The 17,205-nt window shown below is 61.6% G+C and carries 18 protein-coding genes; 9 read left to right on the top strand and 9 right to left on the bottom strand.

From position 1 onward, the window contains the following. Positions 1 to 54: 54 nt before the first annotated feature. A complete protein-coding gene (locus G9X67_RS06265) occupies positions 55 to 438 on the bottom strand; it encodes a VOC family protein (protein ID WP_138330614.1) in 384 nt (127 codons plus the stop codon). Between the two features lie 435 nt (positions 439 to 873). Here G9X67_RS06265 and G9X67_RS06260 point away from each other — a divergent pair, with 435 nt between their 5' ends. Continuing rightward, positions 874 to 1,200, top strand: coding sequence for an RcnB family protein (locus G9X67_RS06260; RefSeq protein ID WP_138330615.1), 327 nt, complete (start codon positions 874 to 876; stop codon positions 1,198 to 1,200). Positions 1,201 to 1,313: 113 nt separating this feature from the next. Here G9X67_RS06260 and G9X67_RS34900 read toward each other — a convergent pair whose 3' ends face one another. The 3 genes from G9X67_RS34900 to G9X67_RS06250 all read right to left on the bottom strand — a co-directional run bounded on the left by G9X67_RS34900 (position 1,314) and on the right by G9X67_RS06250 (position 3,885). Further along, the gene (locus tag G9X67_RS34900; protein WP_138330616.1) at positions 1,314 to 1,493 is read right to left on the bottom strand and encodes a hypothetical protein; all 180 of its coding nucleotides are present in this window, start codon (positions 1,491 to 1,493) and stop codon (positions 1,314 to 1,316) included. Further along, the gene (zigA, locus tag G9X67_RS06255; RefSeq protein ID WP_138330617.1) at positions 1,490 to 2,695 is read right to left on the bottom strand and encodes a zinc metallochaperone GTPase ZigA; all 1,206 of its coding nucleotides are present in this window, start codon (positions 2,693 to 2,695) and stop codon (positions 1,490 to 1,492) included. Before zigA ends, G9X67_RS34900 begins: the two co-directional genes overlap by 4 nt. Positions 2,696 to 2,841: 146 nt before the next feature. After that, the gene (locus tag G9X67_RS06250; protein WP_138330618.1) at positions 2,842 to 3,885 is read right to left on the bottom strand and encodes a zinc ABC transporter substrate-binding protein; all 1,044 of its coding nucleotides are present in this window, start codon (positions 3,883 to 3,885) and stop codon (positions 2,842 to 2,844) included. Between the two features lie 102 nt (positions 3,886 to 3,987). Here G9X67_RS06250 and G9X67_RS06245 point away from each other — a divergent pair, with 102 nt between their 5' ends. The 5 genes from G9X67_RS06245 (at position 3,988) to G9X67_RS06225 (ending at position 7,108) form a co-directional block, all read left to right on the top strand. After that, positions 3,988 to 4,923 (top strand): metal ABC transporter ATP-binding protein, encoded by a 936-nt coding sequence (locus G9X67_RS06245; protein WP_138330619.1) that lies wholly within the window; start codon positions 3,988 to 3,990, stop codon positions 4,921 to 4,923. Further along, positions 4,916 to 5,731 (top strand): zinc ABC transporter permease subunit ZnuB, encoded by an 816-nt coding sequence (znuB, locus tag G9X67_RS06240; protein WP_018482892.1) that lies wholly within the window; start codon positions 4,916 to 4,918, stop codon positions 5,729 to 5,731. Before G9X67_RS06245 ends, znuB begins: the two co-directional genes overlap by 8 nt. Continuing rightward, on the top strand, positions 5,728 to 6,126 hold the full coding sequence (locus G9X67_RS06235) for a Fur family transcriptional regulator (protein ID WP_011652680.1): 399 nt from the start codon (positions 5,728 to 5,730) through the stop codon (positions 6,124 to 6,126). Before znuB ends, G9X67_RS06235 begins: the two co-directional genes overlap by 4 nt. A gap of 167 nt (positions 6,127 to 6,293) precedes the next feature. Beyond that, on the top strand, positions 6,294 to 6,710 hold the full coding sequence (locus tag G9X67_RS06230) for an ester cyclase (protein WP_171598381.1): 417 nt from the start codon (positions 6,294 to 6,296) through the stop codon (positions 6,708 to 6,710). 5 nt (positions 6,711 to 6,715) lie between these two features. Continuing rightward, positions 6,716 to 7,108, top strand: a complete 393-nt coding sequence (locus G9X67_RS06225; protein ID WP_171598380.1) for a DUF5071 domain-containing protein — start codon at positions 6,716 to 6,718, stop codon at positions 7,106 to 7,108. Between the two features lie 95 nt (positions 7,109 to 7,203). Here G9X67_RS06225 and G9X67_RS06220 read toward each other — a convergent pair whose 3' ends face one another. After that, positions 7,204 to 7,575, bottom strand: coding sequence for a hypothetical protein (locus G9X67_RS06220; protein ID WP_171598379.1), 372 nt, complete (start codon positions 7,573 to 7,575; stop codon positions 7,204 to 7,206). Positions 7,576 to 7,907: 332 nt separating this feature from the next. On the opposite strand from G9X67_RS06220, the gene G9X67_RS06215 reads away from it, so the two are divergent. Further along, positions 7,908 to 8,309: a hypothetical protein gene (locus G9X67_RS06215; protein ID WP_032992435.1), complete on the top strand. Its 402-nt coding sequence runs from the start codon at positions 7,908 to 7,910 to the stop codon at positions 8,307 to 8,309. A gap of 89 nt (positions 8,310 to 8,398) precedes the next feature. Beyond that, positions 8,399 to 9,106 carry an isoprenylcysteine carboxylmethyltransferase family protein gene (locus tag G9X67_RS06210; RefSeq protein WP_173862960.1) on the top strand — a complete coding sequence of 236 codons (708 nt, stop codon included), beginning with the start codon at positions 8,399 to 8,401 and terminating at the stop codon, positions 9,104 to 9,106. A 40-nt stretch (positions 9,107 to 9,146) separates the two neighbouring features. Here G9X67_RS06210 and G9X67_RS06205 read toward each other — a convergent pair whose 3' ends face one another. Together G9X67_RS06205 and G9X67_RS06200 are read right to left on the bottom strand one after the other, a co-directional pair. After that, positions 9,147 to 9,677 carry a gamma carbonic anhydrase family protein gene (locus G9X67_RS06205; protein ID WP_138330621.1) on the bottom strand — a complete coding sequence of 177 codons (531 nt, stop codon included), beginning with the start codon at positions 9,675 to 9,677 and terminating at the stop codon, positions 9,147 to 9,149. A gap of 10 nt (positions 9,678 to 9,687) precedes the next feature. Further along, positions 9,688 to 10,383 carry a fumarylacetoacetate hydrolase family protein gene (locus G9X67_RS06200; protein WP_138330622.1) on the bottom strand — a complete coding sequence of 232 codons (696 nt, stop codon included), beginning with the start codon at positions 10,381 to 10,383 and terminating at the stop codon, positions 9,688 to 9,690. 283 nt (positions 10,384 to 10,666) lie between these two features. Here G9X67_RS06200 and G9X67_RS06195 point away from each other — a divergent pair, with 283 nt between their 5' ends. Next, the gene (locus G9X67_RS06195; protein WP_138330623.1) at positions 10,667 to 11,416 is read left to right on the top strand and encodes a nucleotidyltransferase domain-containing protein; all 750 of its coding nucleotides are present in this window, start codon (positions 10,667 to 10,669) and stop codon (positions 11,414 to 11,416) included. Positions 11,417 to 11,447: 31 nt separating this feature from the next. On the opposite strand, the gene G9X67_RS06190 is transcribed toward G9X67_RS06195, so the two are convergent. Together G9X67_RS06190 and G9X67_RS06185 are read right to left on the bottom strand one after the other, a co-directional pair. Next, a complete protein-coding gene (locus tag G9X67_RS06190; protein WP_138330624.1) occupies positions 11,448 to 13,418 on the bottom strand; it encodes an adenylate/guanylate cyclase domain-containing protein in 1,971 nt (656 codons plus the stop codon). Further along, the gene (locus tag G9X67_RS06185) at positions 13,418 to 17,134 is read right to left on the bottom strand and encodes a FecR domain-containing protein (RefSeq protein WP_138330625.1); all 3,717 of its coding nucleotides are present in this window, start codon (positions 17,132 to 17,134) and stop codon (positions 13,418 to 13,420) included. Before G9X67_RS06185 ends, G9X67_RS06190 begins: the two co-directional genes overlap by 1 nt. Positions 17,135 to 17,205: the final 71 nt, after the last annotated feature.

The following is a 17,205-nucleotide window of genomic DNA, read 5'->3' as shown; positions in this document are numbered from 1 at the left end:
CACCGATGCGAAGCGTAAAACGCGTGGTGAACCGCATGACCGACGTCGCCTCATTCACCTCTTGGGCGCTTCGAAGAGTTCGATCGGGTTTCCGGCCGGATCATCGAGCAGGATCTGCTTGCCGCCGATGCCCTGCACGATCTCGTTGCGGAAGTGCGCACCGGCTTGGCGCAGTGCGGTGACTTTCGCCTCCAGGTCTCCGACCTCAATCTGGATACGATTCCATCCGCCAGGCTCCGGCTTTCGCCCGTCGGGCATTGCTTGAGATGCTCCGCCCGGTCCCGTCATGCCGCTGACGAACAGACGAAAACCGTCCCTGGTCAGGATGGCGAAACTCGGTGCGGGACGAAGGGCGACGGAGAAGCCGAGATAGCTTGTGTAGAATTCCACTGCGGCGTCGACGTCGTCGACGATATAGCGCATGCTGATACCGGGCATGTTTTCCTCCATTGTGGTCTTCGTTGTCTTGATCTGATCGTCCCCTCACGGGACATGTAGAATTCTCCTGTTCCCAAGATGCGTCGCTTCGAAACTCGATTATGCGCCCGTTTCAAATTTTTATGCATCTCTTGATGCCGCTGAGCACCTTTGGGCGAGACTAGATCGAATCAAGAGGATGCCGCCTGCCACCAGCAGCAGGACAACCCTCCACGGCCGCGCCTTCCACGCGATGAGCAGCAGAGGCCGAAGGGCTCCAGAAGACGAAGCCAACCGGCCGCGCCAAAACCTCGAGCGCTGAGTATAAGTTTAATCTAAAGTACAAGCTTCGACCCGTAGCTATTGGATTCCATTACAAAAGTTTAATTTTTATTTCAGTTTCGGTTCATCTTTTCGGCCCTAGTTTGGTCACGTGCCTAACATGAGGACCCCCACATGAAAAAGATTTTTGCAGCTCTTCTTTCCGCCTCCTTCCTTCTGTCCCCTATGGTTGTTTCCCAGGCCAGCGCCGACGATCATCGCCGTCCGCCTGTCGTCGTGCAGAAGAAGGTGGTCGTCAAGAAGACGGTCGTCCGGTCGCATTGGAAGAAGGGATACCGCGTCAATGCCAGCGAGCGTCGCCGGTTCTCCAATGTCAACGACTACCGCCGCTACCGGTTGGCGCCTCCGCCCCGCGGTTATCGCTGGGTCAGGGCCGATAACGACTACCTGCTGATCGGCGTCACCAGCGGCGTCATCTCCAGCATTATTGCCGGTCGCTGATCGGTCGATAGATCAGGAAAGGGCGGCTTCGGCCGCCTTTTTGATTCTGGGAGGGCGTGTAGCAGTTTCGCGCCCTTCCTCGCTTCTTCAGCTGGTGGCGGTTATGACCCGCTTCAGGGTTGCCTGCGCGATGGCATGACCCGTTCAGCAATGATGCCGAGAAAACCTCTTGGTCTTCCGATTTCAGCGTCGGTATCCTTCTCGTGCGTAAGCGGATGAAGCCCTTCGATCGGCGGCAGCGGTTCGCATTCGGTACAGACGCAGTGAGTGCGTTTGATTGCCTTCGCCGTCATGCCGCCTGCCTGTTCCAGCTGGCGAAGGGGTCGGGCAGGTTGCGCCAGCGTTCCGGTGTAAACACAGTGGCGTCGACCAGACAGGCGTCGAGTTCCTTCCTTATCCAGGCTTCGTCCATCGGATCGGCGCCGATGAAGACGATTTCCTGGCGGCGGTCGCCCCAGACGGGGTCGAGATAGGGGCCGATGGCGCGCATAAAGGCCGGTTCCTCAGGCCATTGTTCGCGGGGTACGGCCGCCCACCAGAGACCCATCTTGCCGGTGCGCACGATCGCGCCCGCCTGGCTGATCTCGCCGACATGGTGCGGGCGCGTCGCCAGCCAGAAGAAGCCCTTGGCGCGCACCACGCCTGGCCATGTCCGATCGAGGAAGGCCTGCAGCTTTGCCGGATGGAAGGGCCGCTTCTCGCGATAGACGAAGGAGCGAATGCCATATTCCTCGGTCTCCGGCACGTGATCGCGGAAACCGTGCAGTTCCTTGTACCAGAGCGGATGGGTCTCGGCCTTGTCGATATCGAAGCGGTCGGTGCCGAGCACGTCTTTCAGGGCGACCTTGCCGAAATCCGCCTCGATCAGCTTCGCATCCGGGTTGAGGCCGGTGATGATCTTGCGCGCAGCGTCACGCTCTTCCTTGGTTGCCGTGCCGATCTTGTTCAGCACCACGACGTCGGCGAATTCGATCTGCTCGACCAGCAGGTCGACGATAGTTCTGTTGTCGCCGTCGCCGGCCGTTTCTCCGCGGTCGGCGAGGAAATCGGCCGAGGCGTAATCGGCAAGCAGATTGGCGGCGTCGACGACTGTCACCATGGTGTCGAGCCTTGCGACGTCGGAAAGGCTTTGGCCATTCTCGTCGCGAAATTCGAAGGTGGTGGCGACGGGCAGGGGCTCGGCGATGCCGGTCGATTCAATCAAGAGGTAATCGAAGCGGCCCTGATCGGCGAGCTGGCGCACCTCCTTCAGCAGATCGTCGCGCAGCGTGCAGCAGATGCAGCCATTGGTCATCTCGACGAGCTGTTCCTCGGTGCGGGAGAGATTGGCGCCGCCGTCGCGCACCAGGGCGGCATCGATATTCACCTCGCTCATGTCGTTGACGATAACCGCGACGCGTAAGCCTTCGCGATTGGTCAGCACGTGGTTGAGCAGCGTCGTCTTGCCGGCGCCGAGGAAGCCTGAAAGCACCGTGACGGGAAGTCTGTTGTCCATGGGAACCTCATCAGATTCGTATATAATGTTATATCATTACACTTGACGCATCGAAAAAAGGCGGAACGGGGTTGTCCGCCTTTTTCCGCCTCAGCTCTCCTGGAGCGTCGCGTGTCCGGCAGGACGCGCGGAGCAGCGCATAAGATTCATGCGCTGGAGAGGCAGTCCTTCATGCTGTTGGCGATGCCGCGCATGAGGTTGAAGTAGAGATCGGGACCGGCCTTCAGTGTTGCCGCTTCGGGATCGAGCACGCCTGACTTGGCGCGCGTGCCTTCGATGACGACATTGACGAGGCGCGGCTCGAACTGCGGTTCGGCAAAGACGCAGGTGGCTCCGAGTTCGCCGACCTTGCGGTGGATTTCCGAAACCCGCTCCGCACCGGGAATGGTTTCCGGGCTGACGGTGATCGAGCCGGCGACGCGGATGCCGTAGCGGTGCTCGAAATACTGGTAGGCGTCGTGGAAGACGATGAAGGGCTTGTCCTTGACGGGAGCAACCATGCCCTTGATCTCGGTATCGAGCGCATCCAGCCTGTCGTCCAGCGTCTTGGCGTTGCCCTGATAGGTCAGAGCATTGGCGGGATCGGCGGCGACCAACGTCGTAGTGATCATGGCCGCCATGGCCTTGGCGTTCATCGGGTCGAGCCAGAGATGGGTGTCGAATGTACCGTGGTCATGGTCATGGTCACTGGCGTGCCCGGGATCAGCATCATGTGCGGCGTCAGCCTCATCATGCTGACCGGAAGCACTTTCGTGCTCCGGGGCGTCATCATGCGGCTCGAAAGCGCCGCCTTCACGGAAAGGCAGCTTTACGAGGCCGGGCGCGTCGTCGAGGGCCGCGATGCTGGCATCCCGGCCCAGCGCCTGCAGCGGTTTTTCGAGGAAAGCCTCGAGACCGGGGCCGACCCAGAAGATCACCTTGGCGTCCTGCAGGGCGCGGGCATTCGATGGCTTCAGATTGTAGGTATGCGGGGAGGCGGCGCCATCGACGATCAATTCGGGTTCGCCGACTCCCTGCATGATCGCCGAAACCAGCGAATGGATCGGTTTGATCGAGGTGACGACGACAGGCGCATCGGCTGCCCGCATGGTGCCGGAAAAGAGCAGAGTGGGGATCGCCAGGACCGGGATTGCGAGGGCCGGCATTCTGAGGGCCAAGATTTTGAGGGCAGACCCCAAGGCGCGTTTCATCAATATGCTCCGCTTGAATTGCAATTGTTATGTTATTACATCAATTGCGTTATGCTATAACGTGTGCAATAGCAGGACGCAACAGCACTTTCGGAAAATTTGATGCTCTCTCCCGCAAAGACCCCCGCCGGTATCAGGGCCGAACCGCTGGTTTCGCTTGAAGATGTCGGCATTCTGCGCAACGGTCGCTGGCTGGTGCGCGGTGTCGATTTTTCCGTATCGCGCGGCGAGATCGTTACGCTGATCGGGCCGAACGGCTCGGGCAAATCGACCAGCGCCAAGGCGGCGATCGGTGTGTTGAAGCCCGACGAGGGCAGGGTGGAGCGCAAAGCCGGCCTCAAGGTCGGCTATGTCCCGCAGAAGCTGTCGATCGACTGGACGCTGCCGCTTTCGGTGCGCCGGCTGATGACGCTGACAGGACCGCTGCCGGAGCGCGATATGCTCTCGGCGCTCGAATCCGCCGGCATTGCCCATATGCTCGATGCCGAGGTCCAGCACCTCTCCGGCGGCGAATTCCAGCGGGCGCTGATGGCCCGGGCGATTGCCCGCAAGCCCGATCTGCTGGTCCTCGACGAGCCGGTGCAAGGGGTCGATTTTTCCGGCGAGATCGCCCTCTACGACCTCATCAAGTCGATCCGCAATGCGACGGGCTGCGGCATCCTGCTAATCTCGCACGACCTGCATGTCGTCATGGCCGAAACCGATACGGTCATCTGCCTTAACGGCCATGTCTGCTGTCGCGGCACGCCTGAATCCGTCAGCCGCAGCCCGGAATATGTGCGCCTGTTCGGCAGCCGAGCGGCGCAGACGCTGGCCGTCTACAGTCATCATCACGATCACACACATCTGCCTGATGGGCGCGTGCAGCATGCCGACGGCACGGTAACCGATCATTGCCACCCCGACGACGGCCATCACGCGCATGACGGCAGCCATGCGCACGCGCATGAGCATGGGCATGCCGGTCATGAACATGATCACGATCATCCTGACCATGCCCATCCGCACGCGCATGAAGCGGGAGAGCGCCATGCTTGACGATTTCTTCGTGCGCGCCATCCTCGCCGGCGTCGGCCTGGCGCTGACGACAGGGCCGCTCGGCTGCTTCATCATCTGGCGGCGCATGGCCTATTTCGGCGATACGATCGCCCATTCGGCGCTGCTCGGCGTCGCATTGTCGCTGCTCTTCGAACTCAACCTGACATTGGCTGTCTTCGCCGTCGCCGCGCTTGTGTCGGTGCTGCTGCTCTTCCTGCAGAAGCGCCAGGCGCTGTCGGCCGATGCGCTGCTCGGCATCCTCTCGCATGCGACACTGGCGATCGGCCTCGTCATGGTCGCCTTCATGAGCTGGGTGCGGATCGATCTCATCGCCTTCCTGTTCGGCGATATCCTTGCCGTTTCCACCACCGATATCGCGCTGATCTGGGGCGGCGGGCTGTTCGTGCTCGTGGCAATGGCCTGGCTCTGGCGGCCGCTCTTGGCTGCGACCGTCAATGCCGAGCTCGCCGAGGCCGAGGGGCTGAAGCCGGAGCGGGCGCGGCTGTTCTTCATGCTGCTGATGGCCGTCGTCATCGCCATAGCTATGAAGATCGTCGGCATCATGCTGATCACCTCGCTGCTGATCATTCCGGCGGCTGCGGCCCGGCGCTTCTCGCCGACGCCGGAGATCATGGCGGTGCTCGCCTCGCTGATCGGGGCGGCGGCCGTCGTCGGCGGGCTGTTCGGCTCGCTCACCTACGACACGCCCTCCGGCCCCTCGATCGTGGTCGCGGCACTGATCCTCTTCATTCTCAGCCTGCTTCCCGTCAGGCGCCACCGCGCGGTCATGCAAGGACAAGGCTCATGACGACACCGCAATTGACCAAGAACCAGTCGCTGGTCTTCGACGTGCTCGAAAAGGCCGAAGGGCCGCTCAGCGCCTATACCATCCTCGACAAGCTGCGCGACCACGGTTTTCGCGCGCCGCTGCAGGTCTACCGGGCGCTGGAGAAGCTGCTCGAATATGGCGTGGTGCACCGGCTCGAAAGCATCAACTCCTTCGTCGCCTGCGCCCATCCGGGCGACGACTGCCACAGCCACGGCATCGTCGCCTTCGCGATCTGCGAAAGCTGCGGCCAGGTGACGGAGTTCCACGACCACGAGGTCGACCACCGGCTGATGGAATGGGTGCGCGGGCAGAAGTTCAAGCCTGAAAAGACGACGATCGAGATCCGCGGATTGTGCGAGGCCTGCGCGGCGTAAGCTTCCTCGCATTCGCTAGACGATCGCCTCGCGCTCACCGAAAGGAGTGTCGTCATCAAAGTCGTGGGTGCCGATTTGGTTGTTCCGCCTTTTCTTCGGCTTCTTCCAGTTCTTACGATATTGCATTCCGCTATCTTTGCCTGAGAATCCAAGCCAGGGGCGATCGCGTGACGAAAACAGAACTCGCGGAGATATACCGCGGCTACATCGCCTGCCTGAACAGGCAGGACTGGCCCAATCTCGGGCAGTTTGTGGGCGACGGTGCAGTTCATAACGGCCGGCGGCTCGGGCTGCCGGGTTACGTCGCCATGCTTGAGCGGGACTTCGATGAGATTCCCGATCTCTATTTCAAGGTGCTGACGCTGCTTTGCGATCCGCCATATATCGCCTGCAGGCTCGGCTTCGATTGCAGGCCGAAGGCAAAATTCCTCGGCCTCGATGTGAACGGCAGGCGCCTTTCCTTCACCGAGAACGTCATCTACGAATTTCGCGGCGGCAAGATCGTCGAGGTCTGGTCGGTTATCGATAAAGTGGCAATCGAAGCCCAGCTTCAAGGTGGGCAGAGGCCCAACGAGATGGAGTGATTGGCGTGTTCGATGCAGAGAGCCTTGTCCCTCGTGACAAGCACGACATTGCCGCTCTTTCTGGTATCGAGAGCGCTGGTTATCCTGCGATCGCTCCGATCCTGGATGACTTGCTGGCGTGGACTGCGGACGGCAACTGGCCGATTGCGCAACCCCTGGCTCGCTTTCTAGTCACACTTGGAACGCCAATTGTTGATCCGCTGTTGCGCGTTCTCCGAGGAACGGACTCCTCTCAAAAGTATTTCTGCTTTCAATTGATTGTCGAAAAACTGTCGGTCGAAGTTCTTCGAGCACTTGAGAACGACCTCCAGAGGCTGGTAGATCGACCGAGCAAGACGGACCAGTTGGAAGGGGTGGACGCGTTGGCCCGTGAAGCGCTGCAGCGCTTGCATTCATAGCGTCTGGCAGCGCTTTTGCTGATCGTCTTCTCGGACCAAGTTGAGGATGAATGCCATCAATGTGATGTGGAGGCGCGATTTTGGTGCGCTCTTGATCAGATGATGGCGACACGCTCGCCGAAGGGCGTATCGTCGTCGAAATTCCGGGTGCCGATCCGATCGCTTTCGCCTGACAAGACCGGCTGTTCCGCCTGTTCGCCGGCCTCTTCCCCGTCGTCCGATGCCGCATGCCCGTGCCGCTTTTGCGGATGCTCCTCGTCGTTGACGATCAGATCCGCGTGCGGGATGAGACCGCTTGCGGCTTCCTTCTCCACGGCCTTCTTCGCTGCCAGCTGATCGGCGGTGATCTGCGACTGGCGGGCGGCGACCCAGGCATTGTCTGGTTCGGAGCCGATCGAGGTGCTGGTGCCGACCTTGGTGGGTTCGGACGCGGCGGTGGCGGAGATGGGGTTGATCGCGTCGACCATGAAATTCTCCTGCGGTGACCAACTGGCGAAACAGCCGGCCGTTTCGTGGGGTGAAAAACGGCGCGGTGTTCGGACCAATTAGGGGGACATATCGAGCCCGCGCCGAAAAACACAAGGGGACATTGACGTGACTGCCACCTCGGGACAATGACGAAATCGGTAGCAGGTTGCGGGAAATTCGACGAAGAATTGTGTGCACAAGGGGGTGCTCGGCGCGTGGTTAATGTAAGAATCGGAAACACTTTGTGACTAAGTGTCTCCAAAAGCAGCGTTTTTTGACTTGCTGCGCGCGAAGACATGACGGATATTGTTTAAACGTTGAGGAAGCCGTCATGATTAGAATGATTGAAAACCCTGCCGAACTGGCTGGCGAAGATATCACCGGCAAATATATTCTCCGGAGGCTGAACTATCACTGGTTCGCCTACGGCAAGGCGGCTATCGTGACTGCCTGCAAGGGAACGATCCTGCAGCTTGAGCGGGAAGAGACGGTCTATTCCGAGCGTTGGGGACGTCGTGCCTATACGGGCACCGGCAGACGTTATCCCGGCGGTATCTGTCCCATTTCTGCGGTCGCCTGCGTTTGCGATACGCCCGACGACGTCAATGCCGTCATTCAGCTGGATGTCGAAGCGCAGGACGAATTCTATCAGCTGATCGCCAAGGCGGAAGCCAGGGTTCAGGCTCTTGCCTCCTCTTCACGAAACAGCCAGTTTCTCGAAGCCGCCGAGTAAGGCGATTTTTTCAATGAAATCCGCCATGTGCAGCGTCCTTCTGCGCGCCTAAAAGGACGCGCGGCGCTGTAATGGAACGGAGAGCGATCATGACGCAGCGGGACATTCGGCCCGGTCACTCATTCGCCGCGGCGCCATCGCTCGGATCGCTCGCCATCACCATTGCCGTCATGTTTGTAGCGCTGTTCTGGCCGGCGGGTACGCTCGACTGGCCGCGCGGGTGGATTTTTCTCGGCCTGTTCCTTGTGCTGACTGCTGTCGCAATCATCTGGATCTGGCGGACGAATCCGGAGCTGTTTGCGGCGCGCAGCCGATACCAGAAAGGTACCAAATCCTGGGACGCCGTGGTGGCGACGCTGACGATCATTCTCTTTGCCGCCATTCTTCCGGTCGGCGCATTCGACGACGGACGTTTCCACTGGGCACCGCAGCCCGATTGGGTCGTGTTTATCGGCTATCTCCTGATGACATCAGGTTATCTCGGCTTGACCTGGGCGCAATCGGTCAACCGGCATTTCGAGCCGACGGTGCGCATTCAGACCGACCGCGACCACAAGGTGATCGACACTGGACCCTACGCCGTAATCCGCCATCCCGGATACGCAACCGCCATCGTGCTCAGCGCCGGCATGGCGCTGTCGCTTGGATCGCTCTACGCGCTGATCCCCGCCGGCCTGCTCGTCGTCGTCCTCTTCGGCCGCACGCTCGGCGAGGAAGCCGAACTGCGCAAGGGCCTCGAAGGCTATGCGGAGTATACGGCGCGTGTGCGCTGGCGCTGGATTCCGGGAGTCTGGTGAGCGGAGAGGGTGCTTCGCCACCCGCCGCTGAGTTACCCAATCACCCGATCTGCCTGAGATCCCTGGCGAAGCGTTGCCAGTTGGTGATGTAGCTTTCGGCCGAGCGGCGGATGGCCGCGACTGCCGCATCGTCGAGCGTGCGCACGACCCGGGCCGGTGCTCCGACGATCAGCGAATTATCGGGGAATTCCTTGCCTTCGGTCACCAGCGCATTGGCGCCGACGAGGCAGTTGTTGCCGATCTTCGCACCATTGAGGATGGTGGCGCCCATGCCGATCAGCGTGTTGTCGCCGATGGTGCAGCCGTGAAGGATGGCGTGATGACCGATGGTGCAGCCGTTTCCGATCGTCAGCGGGAAGCCCATGTCCGTATGGGCCATCACGCCTTCCTGGATGTTGGTGCCTTCGCCGACGCTGATCGGCTCGTTGTCGCCGCGCAGCACGGCGCCGAACCAGATGCCGACATTCTCGCCGAGTTCGATCTGGCCGATGATGTTGGCATCCGGGGCGATCCAATAGAGGCCGGCGGCGGGCAGGTTCGGCGTCGATCCGCCAAGCGCGTAGACAGGCATTGCTCTCTCCTCAGACGACCTCGACCGATAGGGTGGCGACGCCGTCGATGCCGCAATTGATGCGATCGCCCCTGGCCACCGCGCCGACGCCGGCGGGCGTGCCGGTCATGATGATATCGCCGGGTGCGAGAGTGAAGAGCTTCGACAGTTCGGCGATGATCTCCGGCACCTTCCAGATCATCTGGTTGAGATCGCCGTCCTGCACGCGCTTGCCGTTCTGTTCCAGCCAGATCTTGCCTTCAGCGGGGTGGCCGAGGCGGCTTGCCGGAACGATTAGGGAGATAGGGGCGGAATGTTCGAAGGCCTTGCCAACCTCCCAGGGACGACCAAGCTTCTTTGCCTCGCCCTGGAGGTCGCGGCGGGTGAAATCGATGCCGACAGCGTAGCCATAGACGCAGTCGAGCGCGTCCGCGGCCTCGATGTTTGCGCCGCCTGATTTCAGCGCCAGCACGCATTCGACCTCGTAATGCACGTCGTTCGACAGCGACGGATAGGGAAAGGCCTTGCCCGCCGGCAGCAGGTTGTCGGCATTCTTCTGGAAGAAGAAGGGCGGCTCGCGACTGGGATCATGGCCCATCTCGATCGCATGGTCGGCATAGTTGCGCCCGACGCAATAGACGCGGCGCACCGGAAAACGCTCGGCGCTGCCGTCCACCGGCAGCAGTACCGGTGCTGGACGCGGAATGACGGTGGCGGGATGGGGCATTGGCGGGTTCTTCCTGTTTCGAGTCTTGCTTTGCGGGTCATCTTAGACGGAAATCGGCGCGTCGGGGAAGCTTCCTTGGCCGGCGCATTGACGCTATCACTATCCAGCGGTATCGTTACCGCCATGAGCAGGACTTTTGCAGTTTCGACGACGTCTACGACCACCGCATCGCGGTGGGTGGTAGACGCGTGAACTGAATTCCGTTCATTGCTGCTAAGACCAACCCGCCGGAAACGAGCGGGTTTTTTGTTCCCGCTCGTTTCCCGTATTCGAGGACGAGATCGTGGACGATATCCAGAAATATCTTCTTGCGGAGCGGGCGCTGGCCGTCGCCCGCCACTGCATCGCCAGCCGCTATGCCGGGGCCGCATTCGCCTATGTCGCCGGCTCCATCATGCGCGGCGAAGGCACCGTCTTTTCGGATATCGATCTGGTTGTCGTATTCCCGTCGCTCGACAGAGCCTGGCGGGAGTCGTTCACCGCGGATGGTTTCCCGGTCGAGGCCTTCGTCCACGATCCACAGACGCTGGCGCACTACCTTCATCAGGACGCAGACAGCGGCTATCCCATCATGGTCAACATGGTGGCGACAAGCAGCATTTTGGGACCGGATATCGACAGCGCAGGTGTCATCCAGGCAAAGGCGGCAAGTATGCTGGCGGCAGGACCGAAACCTCTTGCCGGGGCGGACTACGACATGCTGCGCTACCAGGTCACCGATTTGGCCGATGATCTGCGCGGTACCCGCCCGCCCGAAGAGATCGCCGCCATCGCCGCGCTGCTCTACCAGAAGCTGGCCGACCTGATTCTGCTCGGACGCGGTGCATGGACCGGCCGCGGAAAATGGGCGCCGCGCCTCATGAAGAAGCTCGATGCGCAACTGGCAGCCGAGTTCGACGCGGCGTTCAGACTGGCGGCAGCGGGCGACGGCGCCCGATTTATGGCTTTGGCCGATCGGGAGCTTGCCCTACATGGCGGCCGCTATTTCGAGGGGTACAGGCAGAACGCGCCGCTGGAAGCGCGCCCGGAATAGTATCGATTTACGTTGCCTGCATTCTGCTCGGTCATTCCTCGCCCGCCTCGGCCAGCGCCTCGCGGACGATCGCGTAATAGCCGGCAAGCTCAGAGATATCGGCGGCCAGCCTGTCAAAGGCGGGATCGGATGGCGCAAGCGTGCCGGCGTATTTCGCCTCGAGGAAGGCCCGATGGGCGGCAAGGGCTTCGGCGTCGGCATCATGCACGACGGTATAGACAGGCGAGGGCACGGTGCGGCCCTTGACGATGATGCGGTCGAGCTCGACGACGATATAGGTGCCGGCGACCAGCCTTGCTGTCTCCTCGCCGAGCAGCAGCGCCACGCCATAATTCTTCGAGGCGCCTTCGAGGCGCGAGGCGAGGTTGACGCTGTCGCCGAGGCAGGAATAGTCGAAGCGGCGGGTCGAGCCCATATTGCCGACGATGCATTCGCCGGTGTTGATGCCGACGCCCATCTTCAACACATGCGGCCTGCCGCCGCGCATCGCCGCCTCTCGCTCCAGCTCGCGGTTGAGGCTCGATATCGCCGCCTGCATGGCAAGAGAGGCTTTGACGGCGTGCAGGGCATGATCGGGATCGTCGAGCGGCGCGTTCCAGAAGGCCATGATGCAATCGCCCATATATTTGTCGATCGTCCCGCCATGGTCCATCACCACGTCGGAAAGCGGCGTCAGCAAGCGGTTGATCAGGCCGGTCAGCTGCTCTGGGTCGTCCTTCAGCGTCTCGGCAATGGTGGTGAAGCCGCGTACGTCTGAGAAAAGCACCGAGAGGGTGCGCCGCTCGCCGCCGAGCTTCAGTTGCGAGGGATCGCTCGACAGGCGCTTGACGAGATCGGGCGAGATATATTGGGCAAAGGCGCGGGTGATTTGGCGCTTGTTGCGGCGCTCCTCGGCAAAATCGAAGGCGGCCTGGCCGAAGACGACAGAGATATAGGCGACCGTCGGGCCAAGCGGCGAGACGAAGATATGGGCTAGCCGCATACCGGCGGCACTGACGGCGGCGAAGGCAAGGAGGGCCGCCGCGCTCGTCACGATCGTCAGCCATCCCGTCGAGCGCCAGACGGTGGTGGCGGCCAGCAGCACCGATATCAGGATGCAGGCAGCGACCGTCGGCAGACGGGCTTCCGCGAACGACAGGCCGCTGCGGATATTATCGTAGATCGTCGCCTGGATCTCGACGCCGGAGACGAGCTTGCCGGTATGAACGGTGTAGGGCGTCGCAAAGGCATCGACGCCACCCTTGTCGATCGCTGGCGCATTCTGCAGGCTGAGACCGACCAGCACGACACGGTCCTTGAAATAATCCGGCGGCAGCAGGTTCTTCGGGTCGAGCGCCTGGTAGTAGGAGACGGTGGGATAGCTGCGGGCCGGGCCGAAGGACTGGATGAGCCGGCCGGCGGGCAAAGTCTCGGGGGCCACGCCGGCGATCTTGGCTAGCATGGCGGCAAAGCCGTCCTCATAGCCCGGAATGCGCCGGAAGGTGCCGTCGCCGCTGAGTTCGACGGAGGCGATGCCAGTCACGGCACCTGCCTCGGTCAGCTGCGGCAGCGGTGTCGCACGGATCAGTTGCGAGGCCTGCGGCGTCTCGATCAACGTCTCGTCGCCGGCAAGGACGACATCCGGGCCGACAGCGCCGGTGATCGCGTTGTCGTTCTCCGGGGTCGACGGTTCGGCCAGGATGATGTCGAGGCCAATGACGCGGGCGCCGGCGGCGCGCAGCTGGGTGACGAGCTGGGCATGAAGGCTGCGCGGCCAAGGCCATTGCGCGTTGATATCGGCAAGCGAGGGTTCGTCGATCGCGACGATGACGGGTCCGCCGGGTGGCGGACGGGGATCGTCGACGGTCGAGAGATAGTCGAAGCTTCGGAGCTCCAGCAGCGACCAGGCGGGCAGGCGCGACAGCAGCGAGATGGCGATCAGCGTCGTCAGCGACAGCACCAGGAGCCTGAGATGGCGGCTCCTGATCTGCCTGGCCTGCCGAGGTTTCTCCCGCACCCGCATCAGAAGCGAACTTTGAGCGTGCCCTTGAAGGCGCGGCCCCAGCCGGGCACACCAGGGGTGATCTCGAAGTCCTCGTCGAGCAGGTTATAGGCGGCAGCCTCCAGCTCGATGCGCTTGTCGAACGGTTCCCAGACCAGGTGGGCGTCAAGGCTCCAGTAATCGTCGAGCTTGGTGCCAAACCGATCGCCGTCGCGCTCGCCGATATAGTTGGCGGCGACCGTCGCCTTGACCTTGGCTTCGTTGACCCAGGTCAGCGCAATCTGCCCGGAATTCTGCGGTATGAAGGGAAGAGGGCCTCCATAGATCGGCTCAAGCGGATCCCTGTTTTCCGAATCCATATAGGCATAGGTAGCCGAAAGGCCGAAACCATGGCCGAGAGCGACGTTAGCTGTGACGGCAGCGCGATCGATGCTGCCGCGCGAGATCGGCAGGCTGGTGTCTGAGGGAAGCGAGATCAGCGGAAAATCGATCGAGAAATCATGCAGTTCCTGGTGCTGATACTCGACCGAGGTGAAGAATCGATCGGTCCATTCGGCATCCCACTGCAGGGCGACCGTATCCGTGTAACCTCGCGGATTGGTGGAAAACTGGTTGGTTTGCAGCCCGAGGACGCCGATGGGGGCAAGGGTCGGAATCCCAATATCAAAGCTTTGACGCATGAAGGCAGCACGCAGCCAGTGGTTTTGAACCGGCGCCCAGGCGAGGCCGAAGCGCGGCTCCAGCCGGCTGATATCGATGCCGTCGCCCTCCAGGCGCGTGGCGAACAAGGCGTATTCGCCCTTGAGGTCCGGCGTGATCTCATGCAGCACATCGATATAGCCGCGGCCGATATCGATGGTGTTCTCGGTGCGATCGGTAGGAGCTGTCAAGCCTAGGAGCGTCGCATCGACGGTGCTGCTGGCATCCATCCAGCCGCCTTCGATGCCGTAGCGAAATGTCAACGGTCCGGTACCTATGGAATGGCTCAAAGCGCCGATGTAGGTTTGGGATTCGGTCTCCTGAGTGACGTTGGTAAAGGGTATGATGAAGGGAACCCCTCTGCCGATAAACACTGGGTCCAGGTCGACATCAAGCGCGCTGTTCGTATTCGATTTGCTTCCTGAATAAAGCAGTGCTCCATTCAACACGTTTTCATAGGCAAACGTGTGGCTCCAGCCGATGCCGGCATATGTGCTTTCTCGTACAGTCTCCTCTGTTGTGTAGAGAGGCAGCGGGATAGGCACACGGAACAGGAGTTCCATGAACCCGGTGTTTGACGATAACGCGTTTAGAGTTCCGTCATTCTTCCCGTGGTTGACGAAGGCTACCACGCGATCATCTGGCGTGACCGTTGCCGTCAGATAACCGTTGGCACTCAGCAGCTTGTTATCCGTCTGGACACCGCCGAAATCCCGATAGTCGCGGTCGAGCGCCAGCTCTTCCCAGGTCAGGTTGCCATAGAAGCTGATCGGAATGGTCTCGTTCGAATAGCCTTGGATATCGGCTTCGCCGATGCGCCTCGTATGGCCGTCGACGCTGTTGATGCCGCCGCCGAGCGAGCCTTCGATGAAGGGCACATCGAACAGCGTTACCGAGCGCGAGCGGCCGGAAAGCATGTGCGGCGAAAGCAACAGGCCCTGGATGAAGGATGAGTAGCTCGACACGTTGCCGCGGTTCTGGATGATATTGTCGTCGCTGAAGCTGGTCGCGTTGACGAAAGGAAAGATGCTGCCCTTGATCGACTGATCGATATAACCGGTGCCGTTGAAAGGATCGAAGACGGCATCGCCGTAATAGCGGCCCCAGGCATCCAATCCTTGCAGGCGGAAGGCGTCGTTCAGAGTCGAACCGGCGCTCGCATTGGCGCCGAGGCCGCTGTAATCGCCGCCGCGGGCGCGCGAGCGGCGCAGGAATTCCTGCGCGTTGCGGATCGCGCCATCTGCATCATAGTCGTCGATATCGATCGCGGTGCGGAAGGACGAGATGACCGGATCGTCATCGTCGAGGCGGTTGGCGTTGTCGAGCGCCTGCTCGGAGGGAAGTCGGTCGCCCTTTTCGTAATGGGCGGCTGCAAGCATGAACTGGGATTGCGAATGCGCGGGATTGGCGGTGCTGGCGGCAAGCAGATCTTGCAGCGCCTTGTCGCGCTCGCCGGACTGCAGGTAGTAGCGGCCGCGGGCAAGCAGGGCATGATCGAAGGACGGATCAAGCGCGATCGCGGTGTCGATTTCGCGCTTGGCTTCCTTCATGCGCGCCTGATCGAGATAGAGTATCGCGAGGTTCGCGTGCAGCAGCGGGTCCTGCGGATCGAGCTCGATCGCCTTCTTGAACGCCTTTTCCGCTTCGCCATTGGCATCGCGCGAGCTCTGCAGCAGGCCGAGAGAATTCAGCGTGCCTGACGCGCCGGGGGCAAGCGCGATGGCGCGGTTCAGGTCCGCGAGCGCGCCGTTGATATCGCTTTCATAACTTGCCTTGTAGCCTGCACGGGCGGAGAGCGCCATCGGATGATCAGGGTCGAGCGACAGCGAGCGTTCTATCGCTTCCTTCATCTGCTCACGGTCGTCGGTGAGCTCCGCCAACTGGGCGCGGACCGCCGGCAGGGTCGGATCATCGGGATAGCGCTGCTCCGCTTTCTTTATGATCTCGAGCGCTGCGCGCGGGTTTTTTAGGAAGCCTGTCGTATAGGCCTCCATGATCGCGCCATAGGGGCCGGTGGTGTTGGCCGGCGGCTGTTCGGCATGGGCGGGGTCGGCCAGCGAACGGGCGAAATAGCCGCCATATTGGGCCATGTTGCGGCGTGTCGGGTCGAGATGCGGCAGGGCCTTCTGGAAGAGCCTGGCGGCATCGCCATAACGCTTTTCGGAGCCGGCGATGGTGGCGTCGATCAGGTCGACGCGCGCCTGCTGGGCTGTCGTCAGCTTGCGGCCGCGGATATTCTGCAGCGTTGCGGCTGCAGCCTGGCGTCCGTCGAAGGCGCTTTGCACTTCGGCAAGTTCCAGCCAGTCTTCGGTGGTGCGGCGCTCCAGCGGCAGCGCCAGCAGGCGGCGGCGTTCGGTCGCCATGCGGTCGGCCCGCAGCGGCGAAGTCGGCATCAGGTCGAAGCCGTCGCGCAGGTCCAGATAGAAGAGCATCTGTTCGCGGTCGTCAGGATTGACGCTGATGATCTTGCTCGGCGCCTGGCCGATGGTCGCGACAGCCCCTTCGCCCTCGTTCACCTCGACGCTTCCCTGTGGGTTGCTCAGCGCCACGCGGCCTTCGAGCACAATCATCGAAGTCTTGTTGCCCTCGACCGTCATGGTCCAGTCGGTGCCGCGGATGGCGGCTGCGGCCGCAGGCGTTTCCACCGTCAGGCCCTGGCCGCCGCGCTCGGCGCGCGCCCAGATCGTTCCCGATTGCAGCTCCAGCGTCGTGTCGCCGCTTGCGGCCATCTTCTTGACCTGCAGCGAGGAGTTGCGGCCAAGGCGAACCTGGGTGTGATCGGAAAAGACGATGGCGAGCTGGCCGTTGGCGTTGGTGCGCAGCACGTCGCCGGTCAGCAGATCCTGATTGATGTCGACGACACGCCAGTTCGACACGTCGATGAAGCGGACTTCTTCGCCGGTCTTGCGGGCGATGACGGAACCGGCGACGGGGGTTGCGCGCTGCACGGGGTCGGCCGCCGCCGGCAGCCCGAAACCGGGCACGGCAAACGCCAGCGCCATCCCGACGCGACAGATGTTACTGAAATAACCCCGCATGTCCTCGACCCCATACCCCGCTCTCCCTTTGTCCGTGTAGAGTGAAAAAGTCAAGCATGTTGCACACGTGT

The sequence above is a fragment of the Rhizobium sp. WYCCWR 11152 genome (assembly GCF_013087615.1).
Lineage (GTDB): Bacteria > Pseudomonadota > Alphaproteobacteria > Rhizobiales > Rhizobiaceae > Rhizobium > Rhizobium indicum.
The sequence above is the reverse complement of the archived record's forward strand: the minus strand, read 5'-3'. Positions and strand labels throughout refer to the sequence as shown.

What these genes read in the sequence shown, in the direction of transcription:
- G9X67_RS06215 (WP_032992435.1), top strand. Translation starts at nt 7,908, where the DNA reads ATGATTAGAATGATTGAAAACCCTGCCGAACTGGCTGGCGAAGATATC.
- znuB (WP_018482892.1), top strand. Translation starts at nt 4,916, where the DNA reads ATGCTTGACGATTTCTTCGTGCGCGCCATCCTCGCCGGCGTCGGCCTG.
- G9X67_RS34900 (WP_138330616.1), bottom strand. Translation starts at nt 1,493, where the DNA reads ATGACGGCGAAGGCAATCAAACGCACTCACTGCGTCTGTACCGAATGC.
- G9X67_RS06235 (WP_011652680.1), top strand. Translation starts at nt 5,728, where the DNA reads ATGACGACACCGCAATTGACCAAGAACCAGTCGCTGGTCTTCGACGTG.
- G9X67_RS06210 (WP_173862960.1), top strand. Translation starts at nt 8,399, where the DNA reads ATGACGCAGCGGGACATTCGGCCCGGTCACTCATTCGCCGCGGCGCCA.
- G9X67_RS06220 (WP_171598379.1), bottom strand. Translation starts at nt 7,575, where the DNA reads ATGGTCGACGCGATCAACCCCATCTCCGCCACCGCCGCGTCCGAACCC.
- G9X67_RS06190 (WP_138330624.1), bottom strand. Translation starts at nt 13,418, where the DNA reads ATGCGGGTGCGGGAGAAACCTCGGCAGGCCAGGCAGATCAGGAGCCGC.
- G9X67_RS06185 (WP_138330625.1), bottom strand. Translation starts at nt 17,134, where the DNA reads ATGCGGGGTTATTTCAGTAACATCTGTCGCGTCGGGATGGCGCTGGCG.
- G9X67_RS06260 (WP_138330615.1), top strand. Translation starts at nt 874, where the DNA reads ATGAAAAAGATTTTTGCAGCTCTTCTTTCCGCCTCCTTCCTTCTGTCC.
- G9X67_RS06200 (WP_138330622.1), bottom strand. Translation starts at nt 10,383, where the DNA reads ATGCCCCATCCCGCCACCGTCATTCCGCGTCCAGCACCGGTACTGCTG.
- G9X67_RS06245 (WP_138330619.1), top strand. Translation starts at nt 3,988, where the DNA reads ATGCTCTCTCCCGCAAAGACCCCCGCCGGTATCAGGGCCGAACCGCTG.
- G9X67_RS06265 (WP_138330614.1), bottom strand. Translation starts at nt 438, where the DNA reads ATGCCCGGTATCAGCATGCGCTATATCGTCGACGACGTCGACGCCGCA.
- G9X67_RS06250 (WP_138330618.1), bottom strand. Translation starts at nt 3,885, where the DNA reads ATGAAACGCGCCTTGGGGTCTGCCCTCAAAATCTTGGCCCTCAGAATG.
- zigA (WP_138330617.1), bottom strand. Translation starts at nt 2,695, where the DNA reads ATGGACAACAGACTTCCCGTCACGGTGCTTTCAGGCTTCCTCGGCGCC.
- G9X67_RS06205 (WP_138330621.1), bottom strand. Translation starts at nt 9,677, where the DNA reads ATGCCTGTCTACGCGCTTGGCGGATCGACGCCGAACCTGCCCGCCGCC.